At 56.9% G+C, this 18,243-nt stretch carries 18 protein-coding genes and 1 pseudogene; 11 read left to right on the top strand and 8 right to left on the bottom strand.

Annotated features, from left to right (window positions below):
* The first annotated feature begins 79 nt into the window (after window positions 1–79).
* Window positions 80–1,762, top strand: a complete 1,683-nt coding sequence (locus Q0955_RS16760) for a sulfatase-like hydrolase/transferase (RefSeq protein WP_299426528.1) — start codon at window positions 80–82, stop codon at window positions 1,760–1,762.
* 360 nt (window positions 1,763–2,122) lie between these two features.
* Here Q0955_RS16760 and Q0955_RS16755 read toward each other — a convergent pair.
* The 3 genes and pseudogenes from Q0955_RS16755 to Q0955_RS16745 form a co-directional block, all read right to left on the bottom strand.
* Window positions 2,123–2,657 (bottom strand): annotated as a pseudogene (locus Q0955_RS16755) (DDE-type integrase/transposase/recombinase); the annotation flags it as partial.
* Window positions 2,591–2,731, bottom strand: coding sequence for a hypothetical protein (locus Q0955_RS16750; protein ID WP_299427044.1), 141 nt, complete (start codon window positions 2,729–2,731; stop codon window positions 2,591–2,593). The pseudogene Q0955_RS16755 and the gene Q0955_RS16750, both read right to left, overlap by 67 nt.
* A 149-nt stretch (window positions 2,732–2,880) precedes the next feature.
* Window positions 2,881–3,507 (bottom strand): Crp/Fnr family transcriptional regulator, encoded by a 627-nt coding sequence (locus tag Q0955_RS16745; RefSeq protein WP_299426525.1) that lies wholly within the window; start codon window positions 3,505–3,507, stop codon window positions 2,881–2,883.
* A gap of 311 nt (window positions 3,508–3,818) precedes the next feature.
* Between Q0955_RS16745 and Q0955_RS16740 the strand changes: the two genes are divergently transcribed.
* Window positions 3,819–5,171 carry a cytochrome P450 gene (locus Q0955_RS16740; protein ID WP_299426522.1) on the top strand — a complete coding sequence of 451 codons (1,353 nt, stop codon included), beginning with the start codon at window positions 3,819–3,821 and terminating at the stop codon, window positions 5,169–5,171.
* Window positions 5,164–6,309 carry an alkane 1-monooxygenase gene (locus tag Q0955_RS16735; protein WP_299426519.1) on the top strand — a complete coding sequence of 382 codons (1,146 nt, stop codon included), beginning with the start codon at window positions 5,164–5,166 and terminating at the stop codon, window positions 6,307–6,309. Before Q0955_RS16740 ends, Q0955_RS16735 begins: the two co-directional genes overlap by 8 nt.
* Here Q0955_RS16735 and Q0955_RS16730 read toward each other — a convergent pair.
* Genes Q0955_RS16730 through Q0955_RS16715 form a run of 4 tightly spaced genes read right to left on the bottom strand, consistent with a single transcriptional unit; the run spans window position 6,306 to window position 9,756 of the window.
* Window positions 6,306–7,499, bottom strand: coding sequence for an NnrS family protein (locus tag Q0955_RS16730; protein ID WP_299426516.1), 1,194 nt, complete (start codon window positions 7,497–7,499; stop codon window positions 6,306–6,308). The genes Q0955_RS16735 and Q0955_RS16730 overlap by 4 nt on opposite strands.
* Complete coding sequence (locus Q0955_RS16725) at window positions 7,496–8,407, bottom strand: U32 family peptidase (protein ID WP_299426513.1); 912 nt, start codon at window positions 8,405–8,407, stop codon at window positions 7,496–7,498. The genes Q0955_RS16730 and Q0955_RS16725 overlap by 4 nt, the downstream gene beginning before the upstream one ends.
* 3 nt (window positions 8,408–8,410) lie before the next feature.
* Window positions 8,411–9,388, bottom strand: a complete 978-nt coding sequence (locus Q0955_RS16720; RefSeq protein WP_299427029.1) for a peptidase U32 family protein — start codon at window positions 9,386–9,388, stop codon at window positions 8,411–8,413.
* Window positions 9,388–9,756, bottom strand: a complete 369-nt coding sequence (locus Q0955_RS16715) for an SCP2 sterol-binding domain-containing protein (protein WP_299426510.1) — start codon at window positions 9,754–9,756, stop codon at window positions 9,388–9,390. Before Q0955_RS16715 ends, Q0955_RS16720 begins: the two co-directional genes overlap by 1 nt.
* A gap of 303 nt (window positions 9,757–10,059) precedes the next feature.
* Here Q0955_RS16715 and Q0955_RS16710 point away from each other — a divergent pair, with 303 nt between their 5' ends.
* The 4 genes from Q0955_RS16710 to Q0955_RS16695 all read left to right on the top strand — a co-directional run bounded on the left by Q0955_RS16710 (window position 10,060) and on the right by Q0955_RS16695 (window position 13,824).
* Window positions 10,060–11,577 (top strand): UbiD family decarboxylase, encoded by a 1,518-nt coding sequence (locus Q0955_RS16710; RefSeq protein ID WP_299426507.1) that lies wholly within the window; start codon window positions 10,060–10,062, stop codon window positions 11,575–11,577.
* On the top strand, window positions 11,577–12,173 hold the full coding sequence (locus Q0955_RS16705; RefSeq protein WP_299426504.1) for a UbiX family flavin prenyltransferase: 597 nt from the start codon (window positions 11,577–11,579) through the stop codon (window positions 12,171–12,173). The genes Q0955_RS16710 and Q0955_RS16705 overlap by 1 nt, the downstream gene beginning before the upstream one ends.
* A gap of 439 nt (window positions 12,174–12,612) precedes the next feature.
* Complete coding sequence (locus Q0955_RS16700) at window positions 12,613–13,374, top strand: M90 family metallopeptidase (protein WP_299426501.1); 762 nt, start codon at window positions 12,613–12,615, stop codon at window positions 13,372–13,374.
* Between the two features lie 48 nt (window positions 13,375–13,422).
* A complete protein-coding gene (locus tag Q0955_RS16695) occupies window positions 13,423–13,824 on the top strand; it encodes a hypothetical protein (protein ID WP_299426498.1) in 402 nt (133 codons plus the stop codon).
* Window positions 13,825–14,302: 478 nt separating this feature from the next.
* On the opposite strand, the gene Q0955_RS16690 is transcribed toward Q0955_RS16695, so the two are convergent.
* Entirely contained in the window at window positions 14,303–14,587 is a 285-nt protein-coding gene (locus Q0955_RS16690) for a DUF2218 domain-containing protein (RefSeq protein ID WP_299426495.1), read from the bottom strand.
* Window positions 14,588–14,706: 119 nt separating this feature from the next.
* Between Q0955_RS16690 and Q0955_RS16685 the strand changes: the two genes are divergently transcribed.
* The 4 genes from Q0955_RS16685 to Q0955_RS16670 are packed head-to-tail and all read left to right on the top strand — an operon-like array spanning window position 14,707 to window position 18,243.
* A complete protein-coding gene (locus tag Q0955_RS16685) occupies window positions 14,707–15,591 on the top strand; it encodes a siderophore ABC transporter substrate-binding protein (RefSeq protein ID WP_299426492.1) in 885 nt (294 codons plus the stop codon).
* Window positions 15,592–15,597: 6 nt separating this feature from the next.
* Window positions 15,598–16,560 carry an iron chelate uptake ABC transporter family permease subunit gene (locus tag Q0955_RS16680; protein WP_299426489.1) on the top strand — a complete coding sequence of 321 codons (963 nt, stop codon included), beginning with the start codon at window positions 15,598–15,600 and terminating at the stop codon, window positions 16,558–16,560.
* The gene (locus tag Q0955_RS16675) at window positions 16,550–17,494 is read left to right on the top strand and encodes an iron chelate uptake ABC transporter family permease subunit (RefSeq protein WP_299426486.1); all 945 of its coding nucleotides are present in this window, start codon (window positions 16,550–16,552) and stop codon (window positions 17,492–17,494) included. The genes Q0955_RS16680 and Q0955_RS16675 overlap by 11 nt, the downstream gene beginning before the upstream one ends.
* Window positions 17,491–18,243 (top strand): ATP-binding cassette domain-containing protein, encoded by a 753-nt coding sequence (locus Q0955_RS16670; protein ID WP_299426483.1) that lies wholly within the window; start codon window positions 17,491–17,493, stop codon window positions 18,241–18,243. Before Q0955_RS16675 ends, Q0955_RS16670 begins: the two co-directional genes overlap by 4 nt.

The following is an 18,243-nucleotide window of genomic DNA, read 5'->3' as shown; positions in this document are numbered from 1 at the left end:
TGTTCCGGATACTTCAGCCCGCGTCCAATCTGGAGACGACATTGGGTTGCTTATTAAATAACAAGGAGGATTTGGCACTATGAGACGACTATTCTCAACTCTTCTAAAAGGCGCTCCCGCCGCAACGCTGTTGTGGTTGGGCACAGTCGCCCAAGGTGAGATCGTGCGCGACGCAGAGTACTACATCCTTGAGGAACAGAACCGCGATCGTTGGGCGGCAGAAGACTCCGCATTGGACAATGCTCTCGCGGAGTTCCGGGAAAGCAACAACGGCAAGCCGCCTAACATTTTCTACATATTGATTGATGATATCGGCTTTGGCGACCTTGGTAATCCCACGCTAAACGCAGTCCGTGGGTATGAAACACCGGCGATCAACGAGTTTGCCCGTGAAGGCATGCGTTTGGCGCGCATGTACACCGAGCCGTCCTGTACACCCACACGCGTGGCGTTCATGACCGGACGCCAGCCTCACCGCAATGGCATGGGGAACACCGCCGTCGACATCTCCGGCTTTGGCCTGGCGGGCAAGGAAGTGACACTGGCGGAGGTGCTTTCTGATGTCGGGTACAACACGTCTCACGTTGGCAAGTGGCACATGGGGGACATCAAGGAATCCTGGCCCAATTTTCAGGGCTTTGACTATGCCGCTTTTCCAATCCATCAGCAGGGTCAGTTGACGATTTATCACGACGATGCCGCCGATGAAGAAGTTTCCATCGGGATTGGCGACAACAACTACGACGGCCGCTACACTCTGGATGGATGGCTGCGCACAGATGCCTCCGCCATGGTTACAGGCGTTGAGGGGGTGCGAGACCAAAACGTCAATGAAGTCCATATGGAAGCCGGTGAACGGTGGACTGAAGCCAAATATCACGATATGAACGTGCGCTACTTTGAGCAAACGCGCGAGCAGTTACAGTCTCTTGCGGCCAAAGATGAGCCGTTTTTCCTCCAGTTCTGGCCTCTGTATCCGCTGGTGGGGCCCAGAACAACAACCGACGAATACACAACGCCCAATGGCGGTATCTACGTTGAAAAAATGAAATTGGTGGACCAGTGGATTGGCGAACTCATGGCCGAAATGGACACTTTGGGGGTGGCGGACAATACCATCGTGATCATCATGGGAGACAATGGTCACTTTACAAAGTACTCACCGGGTTCAGGGTATACGCCTATGCTCTATCGAGGCGGTAAAGGAGAGACCCTTGAGGGCGGTGTGCGAGTCGATGCCTTTGTGCGTTGGCCGGGTATGATCAAGGCGGACTCCATCGCCAATGACATATTCCACGTCACCGATTTCTTCACCACGTTTGCTCGGATCGGCGGCGCAATTGCGGGTGTTCCAACAGACCGTATTATCGACGGCATTGACCAGACATCCATGTTGATGAATGGAGATTCCCATGGCCGCCGCGATTATGTGTTCCTGTACAATATCGGTAAGCTTGAAGCTGTGATTAAGGAGCAATATAAACTCGCGATTCCGGGCGGAAACATCGACAATGCGATCCTGGCCGACTTTTATGACTTGTTCCGGGATCCCCAAGAAAAGTATCCGGTCTCCACAGAGATCGGTGCTTGGGGTGGGGCGAAATTTGTGCGGATGATCCAGCGCCACTTGCAACGCAAAGAAGCCTATCCCAGTGAAGGTCCTGCAATTGGCATGCCTTACGAGGGTATCGACAACTTGCGCCCAGAATCCGTCGCAGCGGTTCAGGAGTTCCTGTACATGACTCAAACACCGAAACGGTGACGAACTTCGCTCATGCTCCAGTGCTTGCTGGAGCATGAGTTCAAGCTCTATCGATCCGTCTCCTTCGGGTGGGCACTGATTTTCACAAACTCACCCTGTTAACGTTAGCTGTCCGCTTTCAAATCAAATCTGATATTACCATAGCAGGAGTGGATGGCCTTTTTGGGCCTCAGGCGGCCTTAGGTGAAGCATTCAGGTCCAGTATCGCTGGGGAAGTCTGACCTAGATCCAAAGCTAACTCTATCGATAGAGTTCCGACCGAAGCGACGTTTTGTTTCGAGTTTGGCTGTCGCTCCTACACGTTTTTCCACGCTTCAAAAAACGAACCTGTCACGTTTTCGTGCCGCCTCCTGTGCTCGTTTAAGCGACTTTCCTTTCGAAGGCGACAGGGCTTTTCCAGCCCAATGCTGAATGCCTTCGCCGCGGGTTGCAGAAGCCGTTGATGTATTCGAAGATGGCCAGCTCGGCGGCTCGTCGCGTTGGCCAGGATTGCCTCCAGATCAGCTCAGCCTTGATGGTTTTAAAGAGTGTCTCAACTGCGGCGTTGCCATAACAATTGCCTTTGCCGCTCATCGATACCTGGACGCCATGCTGGCGCAGGAGCTTCTGATAATCGTGAGAACAGTATTGGCTGCTGCGATCCCATGGTGGAGGCATCCTTTGGGCGGTTGCCGCAGTGCCACGGCCATCTTCAATGTCCGGATTTCCAGATCGCGCTTCATCCTGTTGCTGACGGCCTAGCGGATCACCCGGCGTGCTTGTAGGCAAGGATCACGGAGAGGTAGGGCCAGCCTCCCAGGCTCAGGCGGGACTGTTTCTTGAAATGAGCTAAGACGACCATGTCAGTTCGTTGTCATTGACTGGCCGGGCCGCTGCGATAGGCCCGCAGGCCGCGAGATCGGACGTCCAGCTGGTCAGCGCAATCCGCATCGCATCTTGGCGGAATTCATCCTTTTGTCTCAGCCTCATAGTTCATTTCCTTTGTTGCAGTAGTTGCTATCAAAGGAACGTCATCAAACCGTAGCAGGTCCAAAACGCCATGTGTTCTTTTCATCGACGACCCAAGAACCACCTCATATCAAATGCCGTAATTTGGCGCTACAAGCTCTGAAATCGGGCTACGCGCCTTTAATCGCCGGGGAACTGGTTTGCACAATCGGCATCCGGATATCGCGCCCGGACACAATAAATTCGCCTTCCTGCTTCAAGCGCTTGAGCACACGTGAAACCGTTTCAGGTTTAATGCCCAAAAGGTCCGCTAAATCGGTTCGAGACAACGGCAGTTGCATCCGGAGGTAGGCACCGTCACGACTGCCATGGGCCTGCATCAGTTTGCTCAGAATGCGGGTCAATCGGGTCTGGTTACTTTCGGTTGCAGCATCAATGATCCGGTCACGTCCGGCGTCAATCTCGTCAACACAGCGTGCGGTCAGGCGGGTCAACACCTTGGCATCGGTGTGAACAAGCCGGTTGGCATTTCGATGGGCCACCGTACACACGCGAGAAGGTAGAAGCGCGCGGGCCTCTGTTTTGTGAAGGCCACCTGCGAGGTAAGAGCGAAAGCCAATGACGTCACCCGGATACGCCAGTTTTAGCAAAGTTGTGTTGCCGGTTTCGCTGTGGGCACGAATGGCAAAAAGGCCGCGAGACACACAAAACACCCCGCGATTTTCATCACCCTGTTGATACAGCGCTTGCCCTTCGGAGAACTCTCGACGGGAGAATCCACCAGTGAGAAATGACATGGCACCATTGCCAACTGGGTGCCAAACGCTTTGGTCATAGAAAGCGCACTGGCTGCACGGGTGTACCGAGGAAGACGGCGGACGCATGAGAACCTCATTGATGGCGCCACGGGGGCGTGGACATGTGCTGTTTCTGTTTCACAAATTGGCGGCGGTTTTTTTGACAAACATCAATGACCCCAAAAAATTCCGACTTACACCTGATGAGATTGCGCGTCGGATACGCGGGAAAATGATGGGAAATTTCAGTGTTTGACACGCCACATACGGCCCCGCCGTCCCCTCCCAAACCAAAGCCTCGCACAGGAAAGGTGTCGCTCTGGTGCTATCTGAAGCTGTTTCGGCGGGATATTCTGTCAGCCCAGCCCGTGCATTTGTATCGCGCGTGGATGGCGGAAATGCGCACCCCGTTCTTCCGGTCTTACCTGTGCAACGATCCTGAGTTGGTGGATCTGGTGCTCAAACAGCGTCCCATGGATTTTCCAAAATCAGAGCGCATGCGAGTGGGTCTTAAGCCGCTTTTGGGGGAGTCGATCTTTATCTCAAACGGCGCGCTTTGGGCGCGTCAGCGGCGGATCATTGATCCTGCCTTTGAAGGCGGGCGGCTGCGCAGCGTGTTTCCGGCGATGTGGGACAGTGGCGTGGCGGTGGTAGACCGGCTGCGACCACTGGCAGATGGCACGCCGGTTGAGATGGAGGGCCATTGTAGCCATGTGGCCATGGATGTGATTTTTCGCACCTTGTTTTCCGTGCCCATTGAACATGAGATCGCTGCGGCGGCCTTTGAAACCTTCAAAACCCATCAAGCGGCCCAACCGTTGGCCAATGTGGCCGCCGTGTTGCCCATGCCCAAGTGGTTGCCACGTTTTCATTCCCGTAAAACAAAAGAGACCGCGCGCACCATTCGCGACCTGATTGGGCAATTGACCGAAGCGCGGGCCGCGCAAATCGCGGCAGGGACCGCGCCGGAGGATTTGGCCACCAAAATCATGACCACGCCAGACCCGGAGACGGGTTTGACCTTTGAGACCGACGAAATGATCGATCAGGTCGCAATCTTCTTTCTGGCGGGGCATGAGACCTCGGCTGCGGCCCTGTCCTGGTCGCTCTATTTGCTTGCGCTTTACCCCGAGTGGCAGGACAAGGTTGCGGCCGAGGCACAGGAGGCGATTGCGCCAGAGAAGATCTATTTCTCAGCCCTGTCAAAACTGCGGGCAGCGCGGGCGGTGTTTCGAGAAGCCATGCGGTTATACCCGCCGGTGCCGATGTATGTGCGGGAGGCAGCCTGTCCCGAGCATTTCCGCAAGCGTGATGTGAAGCGCGGCTCGCAGGTTATTCTGAGCCCATGGCACTTGCACCGGCACGAACGGCTCTGGGAGCGGCCGGATGAGTTTGATCCGGACCGGTTTGAAACCCCAAACGGCAAAGACTGTCTGCGCAAGGCCTATATTCCGTTTTCCGCCGGACAGCGGGTCTGCCCGGGGTCAGCCTTTGCCATGGCAGAAGGGCCGCTCTTACTGGCCATGTTGGTACGAGCGTATCACTTTGAGGTTGTGACAGAAAAGCCAGCTGTTCCGGTGGCACATCTAACCGTGCGGTCCAAAGACGGAATATGGCTCAAACTCACACCACGCGGTGCGGCAAAGGACAAGACACATGACTGAGATGACAACAACACCGGACAAGGCGCGGCTGCGCGCCTGGCCGTATTGGCTGACAGTCACCTTTGTACCGCTGGTGATCTTGGCCGTGGTCAAAGGCGGTTGGACGGTTTTGCTGATCCCGGCTTATGGCTGGGTTTTGATGCCGTTGCTGGACGTGGTGCTGGGACAGGATTTGCGCAATCCGGACCCGGACACGCCGGTGAGCGAACTCTTCTGGTTTCGCCTGCTGACGATCATCTGGTTTCCGATCCAGTTCTGCCTGGTATTTGGCGCGCTGTATTACGTGACACGGGTCGCGGACTATGGCGCTTGGGAGGCCTTGGCAATTATGTTTGGCATTGGCGTGACCACCGGCACCGTGGGGATTGTCTATGCGCATGAGCTGTTTCACAAACCCAACAAGCTGGAGCGCAATCTGGGTGATCTTCTGATGGCTTTGGTGCTCTACGGGCATTTTCGTACCGAACATCTGTTGGTGCACCACCCCTATGTGGGCACGGGCCGCGATACGGTTACTGCGCGCTACAATGAAGGGTTTCACCGGGCATTTGCGCGGGTGCTTTTCACCGGATTTGGCTCAGCCTGGCGGGCGGAAAAGGCGATGCTGGCCCGCAAAGGATTGCCCTCCACACATTTGTCCAACCCGATCTGGAAATACCTCGGCTTGCAGGCGGGATTCCTGGCACTGGCCTTTGGCATTGGTGGCTGGATTGGCGTGGGGCTGTTTGCGTTTCAGGCGTTGGTTGCCGTGTGGCAGTTGGAGCTGACCAACTATGTAGAGCACTATGGGCTGACAAGAAAATACCTCGGCGAGGGCAAATATGAACCAGTGAAGCCACATCACAGCTGGGACTCGGCCCATCAAGTGTCCGGGGCGTTGCTGATCAATTTGCAGCGCCATGCCGATCACCATGTAAACCCGATGCGGCGGTTCCCTCTGTTGCAAGTCTATGATGAAAGCGAAGTGCCGATGTTGCCCACCGGCTATCCGCCAATGACGGCGCTGGCGATGGTGCCCCCGTTGTGGCGACGCATGTTCAATCCGCGCGTGCGGGCTTGGCGGCGGCAGTTTTATCCCGAGATTGAGGATTGGGGCCCGTACAAGACGCTTTCACACGCGGACCCAAGTGAGCGCTAAGTTTTGCGGGCTTTTTTGCCGCTGAGCACCGGACGGACCGGCGCGCCGATGAGGCTGGGTCGCAGGGTGATCAGGAAGGCGCTCCAAGCGGTGATCCAGAGCAGGGCTGCCCCATTGAGGAGTGTGGTTTCGGAAGGTGACATAGGCGCGATCAGGCGCAGGGTGGTGGCAAGCCAGAGGCAGATCATGGCGAGGATGAGCGGTTTGGGGGCTTTGAGCTGGCCAGACGGCGTGTGTGATCCTGCGCGGCCTGCAACAGCAAGGATCAGGCCGGAAATGGCCCCTATGGTGAGCGCGTGTTTGGCGGCCCCTGCCGGATAGGTGGCGGGGAAGAGGTCTGTGAGTGCGAGGGCGGCGAGTCCAAGCGGCAACCAGAGGTAAGCGACATGAAGCCCTGCGAGCAGCGGATTGTGCCGCGTTGAAAAGCTGCGCCAGCCCGTGGCGGTGAGGAGCGCGCAGAAGGACGCAATCAAGAGCGCAAGCGGGCCCAGCCAAGGCAGGCTCAGCACCGTGGCAACCACAGCCACCAACAGGGCGAGCAGTGCACACACCCGCGCGCGAAGCCGGTGGTGTACCGCAAGGTCATAGCAACCTGTGATCTGCTGCCAGCTTTGTGTGAACGCGGGGATCATCCGGGCACCAACAAATGTCAGCAAGAGTGCGAAGCCCAGAAGCAAGAGCTGTGTGAGCGCGATACAAGCTGCAATGTCGCCGGATTTTGCCAAGATGAGGAAGGTCGCATCCAACGTCGCCAACAAAAGCAAAGCGGCGGCAAAACCAAGCTTTGGGTACGCTTTGGCGCGTTTCAGGCGGATCGCCATGAGACCTGCCAAAACCACCAAGTAGGCGGCATTGACCGGCAGTAAGACAGCCAGCGGCATGATATCAAAGGTCGCCATGACAAGGCGCGCGGCAATCCACGCGCACAACAAGCCCTTGAGTACCAAGCCTCGCTCTGGGGGCTTGCCAATCCAATTGGGCATGGCCGTCAGCAGGTAGCCACCAACGGCTGCGGTGGCAAAGCCAAAAAACAGCTCGTGAATATGCCAGAGCACCGGCGGTGACATTGCAGGCGCAGGCACTCCGAACGACGGGCCCAGCGGCCACCAGGCAATGCACAGCACAGCCCAAACACCGGCGGCTGTGAACAGTGGCCGGTAAGGGGCCTGCCAGAAAGCGCTGTGTCTCACGTCCTCGCAGCAATTGCAGGCGTGGACATGGCCACACCCCGGTCTCCGGTCAAAAAGCCGTCGGAGAAGCGGATCTCAGGGGTTTGCCCGGAGATGGCATTAAGCACAGCCTCGCCGTTGCATTGGCCCTCCACCAAGGCGCGGTACTGGTGACAGAGGTCGGCAAAGCCTTGTGATTGTGGCGACAGGCGCAGGGCCGTCACGCCAGCAGCACGCAATTGATCGATCTGATGCACCGTGGTGGCGTAGCTGTCGGACAAGGTTTGCACGCCGTTCATTGTCAAAAAGGGCTGCCCATCAAGCGTGGCGACATCCAACCCGTCTGGGTCATCCTCGCACGCAAACTGACAGTTGTCCTTGGTGCGGCCGTGCAGCCGCGCGTGATAGCAGCGACCAGAGATGGCCAACGGCAGGCGGCCATGGCCCCAAACCTCAATGGTCACACCCAGCGCTTCGGCCTCTTTGGCAAGAATCTCTACTGAAGCCAGTGGCAGCTCTGGCGGCAGGCAGATACGCGTTGCCCCAAGGGAGGTCAGCCAACGCAAAGTGCCTTCATTGTAGACATTTACCAGTGGCCCAACGGAGAAGTTGGTGCCTTTGGGCAGGTAGGCCAAAACCGAGAGGTCATTGACCTCCACCTCTAGCCCCATCTCAACCAGATCAGCGGTCAACTTGCGCTCACGTTTGAGCGTGATCAGCGCAAGGCTCGTGAGGGCGACGTCTTTGCCTGCTGCAATCAAGCGCTCTATCGCGCCGGGAATTTGGCCTTGGAAGAACGGCAGGCGTTTTGAACAGACCAATTCTCCCAGCACCACACGGTCAACAGACGTCTCAGCGATCTCTTCATAAAACGTAGACCAAGTGTCTTTGGACCAGAAAAACGGAATGGGGGCCACGGTAAGCTGCATGGGTTATCTCCAGGTCTTTTTGTAAGCGCCGGTGGTCATGGCCTGACCTTCGGACAGACGCGCCAGCATGCCTTGCGGCAGGGGGCGGCCCTCCTCCAAGGCGTCCACAGCCTCGCGGAAGTTGCGCACCACTTGGGTCACATAAGAGCGTGACCGCTGGCGGCCTTCGATCTTAAGGGCCGTCACGCCTGCTTTTTGCAACTGCGGGATCAGCTGTTCAGCGTTGAGACTAACCGGATCTTCAAACAGATAGTCTGTCTTCTCGCCTGCGGTGAAACAGCCTTTGCAGAGCGTTGGATACGGGGCCGCATCGCCTTTTTGCGCGCGGTGGATGGTGTAACCGCCCAGTTGCGCATCCAGGACCCCATTGTGATCGTGGTATTCTACGTGGCTGGCCGGGGAACAGACGCCGTTCATATTTGGCGAGCGCCCGGTGGCGTATGAGGAGAGCGAACAGCGGCCCTCGGCCATCACACAAAGACCTCCAAACACAAAGACCTCGGTTTCCACTTCGGTTTCCGCGTTGATGGCGGCAATTTCCGGCACCGACAACACACGTGGCAGGACCACGCGCTTCACGCCAAAGGTGTCCGCGTAATAGTTGACCATGTCAGCATTGGCCGCGGCAGCCTGCACAGACAGGTGGCGGCGCAGATTGGGATGGTGGCGCGCAGCGTAATCAAGCAGCCCTGCGTCGGCCAGGATGACCGCATCCGCGCCACAGGATTCCGCGTCTGCCACAGCGCGGTGCCAGATGGCTTCGTCGCCCGCGCGGGGGAAGGTATTGATGGCCACCAGAACTTTTGAGCCATGATGATGGGCAAAGGCAACGCTCTCGCGCATTTCGGTTCGGTCAAAGTTCAGCCCCGGAAAGTTGCGCGCATTGGTTTCATCCGCAAAGCCGCAGTAGATCGTGTGCGCTCCGGCTTTCACCGCAGCCCGCAAAGCAGCAGGCGTGCCCGCCGGGCAAACAATTTCCATCACCATGCGGGTTCCTCCGGACGGGTGAGACACAGGCCAGTGCGCCGCTCCAACAACAGCAATGCCCGATGGACCGGCGCAGCAAGCGGACCGGTCAAGTTCATAAGCTCTTCAGAGAAGTCGAGTTCCGCGTCATCAATGGCGTTGCGCAGCGCAAGCGAGGCCGAGGTATCCCCCTCGATCACCAGATCTCGTGAGAAAAACAGCGCATCCCCATCAAAGCCGCCATGCACAAGCCCCAGAAGCGCGGCCAAAGGCCCTGCGATGCGGGCGGCCCCCTGAACCGGACGGCGGGTCAGTGTGATCTTGGGTTTGCCATTGCCGGGGTGCAAAAGGATTACCAACGGCAGGTCGGTTGGATCGATCACGAAAGGTGTGTTGGCATAGTCGCCCAGGCGGCGAAACAAGCCAGGATGGGACGTGGCAATACGGCGCGAGAAAGCTGTGAGTGAAGCTGATAGCGGCGCAAGCGGCACAGCGCGCAACGGCACGGCCAATAGAGGCGGGCACCGTGGCACGGAAACAGTAGTTTGTGACAAGGAGGACTCCCTTGGTCTTGGTCTTGACTGCTCCTTCGTAAGGCCTGGTACAGGGGGGCAAATTGACGGCGGTCAATTTCGCCCGGCATTTTTGCTGATAGGCGGAGCAAACAGACAATACAGGACGACGCCGTGCGCCAGCTTCCGCCTTTTGCAAGCCTGAGAGACTTTCTGGCTTGGTGCAAAGAGACCCAACAGTTTCAATCCGTTACCGCCCCGGTTGCGGTGTGCCATCAGATGACAGCTGTGCATCGTCATGTGTTGGAGCGGGATGGACCGGTGTTGCAATTCGAGACGCCGAGGTCCGATGCAGGGCGCACCTTTGACATGCCCGTGGTGACAAATCTGTTTGGCACCTCAGAACGGGTGGCCGCAGGGTTGGGCATTTCCCTGGAGAGTATCTCAGAGCTGGGGCATTTCTTGGCAGCGCTGCGGGCTCCAACGCCCCCAGGTGGCATGCGGGATGTGCTGTCGCGATGGCCAATGCTAAAGGCGGCCCTTAATACGCGGCCCAAGACAGTGCGATCCGCGCCTGTTCAACAGGTGGTGCAGGAAGGCGCGGCTGTGGATCTTGGAAAGATTCCGGTGCAAACCCATTGGCCGGAGGATGGCGGACCGCTGATCACCTGGCCAGTTGTCATCACCAAACCTTGTGGCGTGGAGACCACGCAGGTGACACGATATAACGCGGGGGTCTATCGCGCGCAGGTGCTCGACCGCGACAAACTGATCATGCGGTGGCTGCCTCATCGCGGCGGCGCGGCGCATCACCGAAGCTGGGCACAAGCTGGGGAGCCAACCCCCGTGGCGGTGGTACTGGGCGCAGACCCCGCGACACTGTTGTCAGCCGCCTTGCCCTTGCCGGAAACCGTGTCGGAGCTGACCTTCTCCGGAGCGCTCAATGGCCAACGGCCAGCCATGGTGCCAGCCAAGACAGTGCCGCTACTCGTACCGGCAAACGCCGAAATTGTTTTGGAAGGCTATGTGTCATCAACGGAGACCGCGCCGGAAGGTCCGTTTGGCGATCATACTGGCTATTACAACAAGGCAGAGCCCTTCCCAGTGATGCAAGTTACAGCAGTGACCCACCGCACAGACCCGCTTTATTTGTCGACCTATACGGGGCGGCCTCCGGATGAGCCTGCGGTGATTGGAGAGGTGTTCAACTATCTGGCACTGCCAACCATTCAGGCACAAATCCCAGAAATCCGCGACGTATGGCTGCCGCCAGCAGCCTGTTCATACCGCATGGCGGTTATTAGCATAGACAAACGCTATCCCGGGCAAGCCCGTCGCGTGATGATGGCGCTGTGGGGAATGCTGCCGCAGTTCAGCTACACCAAGATGATTGTGGTGTTGGATGACGACATCGACGTGCGTAACTGGGATGACATTGCCTGGGCCTTGGCCAGCCGGATGGATCCGGGGCGCGATGTCTTGCGACTTGAAAACATGCCAATGGACTATCTGGACTTTGCCTCGCCAGAACCTGGCTTAGCGGGAAAAATTGGCCTTGATGCCACCATCAAAATTGAGAGTGAGACCCGCCGTGATTGGGGCGCTGTCATGCACACAGCACCCGCGGACGCGGCTTTTGCGGAAAGCCTCGTTGCTCAGGTGATGCCAGGGCTCAGAAAGGACGCAAAATAATGCACAATACAAGAGTGATTGTGGGGATTGCAGGCGCGTCCGGCGCGGCCTTGGGTGTGTCAGTGGTGCGTCAGTTGCGTGAAGTGGGCGCCGAAGTGGATTTGGTGGCCAGCGCGGCGACGCGACTCACGTTGCTTGAAGAGGTTGGCCCGGACGCCTGGCACCACCTGAAAGCGCAGGCTTCTCGGGTTCACGACGTGCACAACATCGGCGCCAGCATTGCCTCCGGATCCGTGCCGGTCGCGGGCATGATCGTAGCGCCGTGTTCCATGCGGTCGCTCGCCGCCATCGCTGCGGGATTAGACGACAATTTGCTGACCCGCGCGGCTGGCGTGCAACTCAAGGAGCGCCGGCGGTTGGTGTTACTGGCCCGCGAGGCCCCACTGACTTTGGCGCATCTCAGGAACATGACATCGGTGACCGAAATGGGCGCAATTGTGATGCCACCGGTGCCCGCGTTTTACTTAAATCCGAAAACCACTGCCCAGATTGTGGATCAAGTGGCCGCGCGAGCAATTGATGTTCTAGGCGTTGGCAGCGGCCTTGCGAAATGTTGGACGGAGACGGCGGGGTCCCACACAGAAAAAGCGCTCTAACAGGTTTGTCACTCAAAACCGTCTCGATTTCATAATTACGATCAGAACCGTTTTCTGTAATTTAGCGAAAGACACTACCTGCACTTTACCGATGTTGGTGTGCAGCGTTGGATGCGGAATTCGCTCAGGGAGAGCCTAGTTGGTCGCTTTCGCCATTAACGCTTTGTTTTCGCAGCCGGGTCGAATGACTGCTCGCTGACGATTTAGTGCAAGCGTTTTCGTGTCACAGTTGGGGATTTCCCATTTATTGACCACATTCTAAATCTCGCCGAGTGTCGATGCACTGTGCGGTATGTGTTGACAGAATTCGGATACTTGGACCCGCACGGTTCTGTTTCATCCCATTTTCGCCTATGTCCGGGGGGCGGTATTGTGCAGAGCGAGGTTTACACGGATGGTTGTCTTCTTTGTTGTGTTGGCCCTAGGTGCCTTCGCTTTGATGATCAAATTCTGGGCCAAGCGCCAGCGCCTGCATAGGCTTCTGTCTCAACCCTTGTCTGCGGTTCATCGCGCGATTTTGGAGGAACAAGTTCCCATTACCGAAAAGCTGCCCATAGACCTGCGCAATAAGCTGGAAGGCAAGATCAATCGGTTTTTGGATCAGGTGCAATTCACCGGATGCAATGGGCTTGAAATCACGGAGGAAATGAAAGTTTCCATAGCGGGGCAAGCCTGTCTTTTGGTTGCTAACAGCGAAATCTGGTATGATCACCTTACCACTATTCTTGTATACCCCGGAGCCTTCAAGTCGAGGCAAACACAACACAATGGCTATGTCGTGATCGAACGCGACATCGTTCGCACTGGGGAAAGCTGGTCGCGTGGACCTGTCATCCTGTCCTGGTCGCACTCCCAGAAAGGCGCAGCAAATCACATGGATGGTCACAATGTAGTATTCCATGAGTTTGCCCATCAAATCGATGACCTGTCAGGCCGTACAGATGGGGTGCCAAACCTCGGACCTAACCAAAAGTACTCGGATTGGGCTCAAGTGTTCAAAACGGCATTTAACAAGCACGTCCAACTTGTTCAAAGGGGGCGGAAGACCGTTATCGACCATTATGGTGCGGAAGGTCACGAAGAATTCTTTGCTGTATCCGTTGAGGTTTTCTTTGAAAGACCGACATCCCTTAAGCAAGAAGAACCAGGCGTCTATGAACAGTTGTCCTTGTTGTTCAGCCTTGACCCAATTTCTTGGTGAATGAGACAATAGGAGTGTGGGCCGGGTTACCACTGTGGTGCGTCCAATATGTTTGGCGGCATCCAGCTGGAGGGCAACTATCTATTCGAGATTCCCACATGGGGCTGCTCTAGCCTGGAGGCCTCACAGGCTGAAAACCACACGGTTGGTTTTGACTGGGGGGCTGCAAACACCAAAATTGGTGGTGAGTTCTTCCTGACCCAGATCGACAATGTGCGCAGTGGTGGGGACAACGGCTCCATTCGGTTTAGCGTGTCGCGCAGCGATGTGGAGCGGGATGGCATCGGCCACGGCGCCTGGTATCTGCAAGATTACGGCGCGCCATTGGGCACCGTGGCGGCGTTGCAGGTTCAACAGTATCCGCACAACCAAAACCTGGTGAATAGCGGCAGTGTGGATATGGCCGTGGAGTATGGCAGCAAGCGAAGTAAGAAGCGCGCAAGAACGTAAGCGTCATCTGTGTCAAGGAGCGGCCCCATCTCCGCCTTGAGCGGGCCAAGGTACAGGGCCAGTCGCTGTCCAATCGCTCAGCGCCTAGGTCACTTAGGAACAACACCTGTTTCCGTCGCCCGTCCGCGATGTAGTCGCGGCAGATGAGGCCCGCGCTTTCTATGCGTCTGACATGGCGGGAGAGGCTGTATTGCCGGAGCAGCTGCTTGATCTCCAATTCGCCCATGAGCTTCCTATCCGGCTCACATACAAGTTTTCATACCAGACGGGATCTCCCATTCCTTGCTCTGTTAGTGCTTGGGAGATTTTCAGGGAAAACTTGCGTTGGCTTTTCAGGATGTAAAACCAAACACGGCTGTGGCCGATGTTTGGATCGCATCATTAAAGAAGGCTGCGTAAGATGGCGTATCCTGAAGTGAGGCACTGTTTTCACTCATAACGGTACTTCGGTTGTGAAGAAATCACAGCGCAAGTTTGCTTAGGCGCTCCAGTCCATGTTTTTGAAATCTTCGCGGAAGGCAAACCGTTCAAGATGAACGTCGATCACGTGTTTGACCTGTGCGAGCCCTTCGGCATCGTTCACTTCGACTTCCACACGCAATTCTTCAGGATCGGCCGCCATGGCGGCGGTGCCCATGGGAAAGGAGCAATTTCCGTTGGCCTCGTCGTAGGTCACGTCGATCTTATGGGCAAAGTGCTTGCACAGTTGTACAAGGTATTTTGAAGCGTTTTTGGTGGAAAAAGTGCCTGTGGCCGTCAACATCGGGCTAGTTCCTGAGTAAAATAATTTGTTACTCTGGACTCGCGCATTTTGAGCGGATAATCAAGCTGCAATCGCGTTCAGCCAGATAAACAGCCAGACGCCTAAACTGGAGAATTCCATTGTTTAAGCGTATTTTTTGCGCGCTGGTTCTGAGCGCAACCTCTCTGCAAGCCGCAGAGGTGGACACCTATGCAGGTAAGGCACATGTAGATGGCACACCCGCTAAGGTAGCGGTGTTTGACATTGCGGCCATCGATACGCTGTCGGCTTTGCAAGTGCCTTTGGCGGGTGTCCCGGAAAACGTCTACGTAGATTACTTGGTGGATGCGACCAAAGGCGCGGCCACGATTGGCAACATTTTTGAGCCGGATTTTGAGGCGATCAACGCGCTGGCACCGGATCTGGTTGTGGTAGGCGGACGCTCCTCCAAGCAGGCCAAGGCCATGGCAGAAATGGCGCCCACCATTGACATGACCATTTGGCAAGACACTGTTGGTCAGGGGCTTGAGCGCCTTGACGCCTACGGTGCGATCTTTGGCAAGGAAGCGGAAGCGGCCGGGTTGAAAGCGGCGTTCACGGACAAGCTGGCGCATACCAAGGCCGCACTGGACGGCAAAGGCACTGCGCTGATCGTGATGACCAACGGGCCAAAGATCTCGGCCTATGGCGCTGGCGGGCGGTTTGACTGGCTGCACACCAAGTTGGGGCTGGAAGAAGCCGTGGATGGCGTGGAGCAATCTTCGCATGGCGAGGCGGTTTCTTTTGAGTTCATCAAAGAGGCCAACCCGGACATTCTGATCGTGATTGATCGTCTGGCGGCGATTGGCCGTCCGGGCGAAAGTGCAGCGATTACCTTGGACAACCCGCTGGTTGCTGAGACCACTGCCTGGAAAAACGGCAACGTTGTCTACCTGAATGCGGCGGACATCTACATTGCCGGTGGCGGCATCCAGTCCATGTCCCGCACTCTGGACGCGTTCCTAAGCGCCTTTACCTCGGGCTAACGCTGAATGCGACGGCACTCCGCAGCACTTTGTTTGGCGGCTGGAACATTGGTTCTGGCCGCCATTTCCTTGTTTGTTGGGGTGATCTCCCTGCGGCCAAGTGAGGTTTTACACGACAGTGAGGCCTTTGGCCTGATGCTGGACAGTCGATTGCCCAGAACCTTGGCCGCATTGATTGCTGGCGCTGCCTTGGCGGTGTGCGGGATGATCATGCAGATGCTGGTGCGCAACCGGTTTGTTGAACCGATGACGGCTGGCACAGGGCAGGGGGCGGCGCTTGGCATCTTGATAGTGGTGCTGTTGTTCCCGAAGGTTTCTATTCTTGTGAAGATGAGCATCGCCACGGCGACCGCGCTGCTCTCAAGCATTGGGTTCCTGCTGATTGTGCGGCGTTTGCCACCGGCCCAACCGCTTTTGGTGCCTTTGGTTGCGATGATTTACGGTGGGATCATTGGGGCAGGGGTGACTTTCGTCGCGTACCAATGGGACATGCTGCAGTACATTGACACCTGGCTGAATGGCGATTTCAGCGGCGTCATGCGCGGGCGCTACGAGCTGTTGTGGATCGCCGCGTTGATGACAGTGTTGATCTATGTGATCGCCGATCAGTTTGCGATTGCCGGGCTTGGTCGGGATGCGAGCATCAACTTGGGTCTCAATTATGATCAAGTGATGATCCTTGGATTGTTGGCGATATCAGTGGTGGCCGCGCTGACTGTGATCTCGGTTGGGGCCATTCCGTTTGTGGGTCTGATAGTGCCCAACATCATCAGTCGCCGGTTTGGCGACAACTTGCGCGCCACGCTGCCGCTGACCGCATTGTGCGGGGCTTCGCTGGTGCTGGTGTCTGATATCATTGGCCGGGTGATCCGGGCGCCATACGAAATTCCGGTCGGTACCGTGCTGGGTGTTTTGGGCGCGGTGGTGTTCTTGTGGCTGCTCTATGCGAGGCCAAAGCATGCGCGCTAGGTCGATGCTGATTTGCGGCGTGTTGCTGACCGTGTGCTGCGGCCTTTTTATGACGTTGGAGGCGCGTGGGAACTGGGATTTTGTGCTGTGGTTCCGGGGACGGAAATTGGCGGCATTGCTGCTGGTTGGGGTGGCGGTGTCGACCGCGACGCTGTTGTTTCAAACCATCTCCCGCAACCACATATTGACGCCGTCCACCATGGGATTTGATGCGCTGTTCACGTTGATCGTCACGCTGGCGGTGTTCACGATTGGGGCGGCGGGGTACAACCATTTGCCGTCTGAACTGGTGTTCTTTGTAAACCTGTTTCTATTGATCGGCGCGGCGCTTCTGTTGTTTGGCACATTGTTGGGGCAACACCGCGTGGATCTGATGCGCATGGTGCTGACCGGGATCATTTTTGGCTTCCTGTTTCGCTCGTTGACGTCATTTGTGTTCCGGATGATCGACCCCAGCGAGTTTGCGACCATTCAGGTAAGTTCTTATGCGCGGTTCAACTATATTGAGCTCAACCTGCTGTGGTTGGCAGCTGGGCTGACCTTGGTGACGCTGCTGCTGTGCTGGCGCATGCGGCGGCAGCTGGATATTTTGAGCCTTGGTTTTGAAATTGCCACCAACCTTGGCGAGCCGGTGGCGAAGCGGCAGAAGCAGGCCTTGGTGCTTGTGGCGGTGCTGGTTGCGGTGAGTACGGCGCTGGTCGGGCCAGTGGCGTTTTTGGGGCTTCTGGTGGTGTCGATTGCCCGACTGATTGCGCCCAACGAAACCCATGCCATGCTGATCCCGCTCTCTGCTTTGATCGCAGGCATTGTTCTGGTGGGCGGGCAGACCATTTTGGAGCGGGTTTTGGGCATGTCGACGCCTTTGGCCGTAGTCATCGATTTTGTCGGTGGCTTTGTATTTTTGGCACTTTTGCTGCGGAAAGGATGGACATGATTGTCGTTGAGAACTTGAACTACTCGGTGGCGAGCGCGCAAATTCTGACCGATGTGTCTGTGACTTTGCCAAAAGGCGGCATCACCGCCCTCATCGGTCCCAATGGTGCTGGCAAGTCGTCGCTGTTTTCTCATATTGCGCGGCTGTTGCCGATGCAGTCTGGCCGCATCACGGTCGATGGGATGGACGTTGCGCCTGCCAATCGGCAGGCTCTGGCCCGCAAACTGGCGATCCTGCCTCAGCAAGTGCATTTTGCCACGCGGCTGACGGTGAAGGAGTTGGTTCAATTCGGGCGCTATCCGCATTGTCAGGGGCGGTTGGGCGCAGAAGACCATGAGATGGTTGAGGCGTCGCTTGCCGCCTTTGGTCTAACAGCCTTGGCGGATCGTTTTCTGGACACGCTTTCCGGAGGGCAGCGTCACAAAGCGCATGTGGCGATGACCTACGCGCAGGACACGGGCTACCTTCTGCTTGATGAACCGCTGAACAACCTCGATATCGCTGCGTCACGCGCGCTGATGACGCTGTTGCGTTGGTTGGCGGATGAGGAAGGCAAGACCATTGTGATCGTGCTGCACGACATCAATTTTGCTGCTCATTATGCGGATCATCTGGTGGTGCTCAAAGATGGGCGCATTGAGCGGGAAGGCTCACCGGTGGACATGGTCACAGGGGCGCTGCTGGCGGATGTGTTTGGCACGGATGCGCAGGTGGCCTTGGTGGGCGCTACGCCGTTTGTGATGCCCTAG

Origin of the sequence: uncultured Shimia sp. (genome assembly GCF_947493595.1) — a bacterium.
Classification (GTDB): Bacteria; Pseudomonadota; Alphaproteobacteria; order Rhodobacterales; family Rhodobacteraceae; genus Shimia.
Note: the sequence above shows the minus strand (reverse complement) of the source record. Positions and strands in the feature narration are given on the sequence as shown.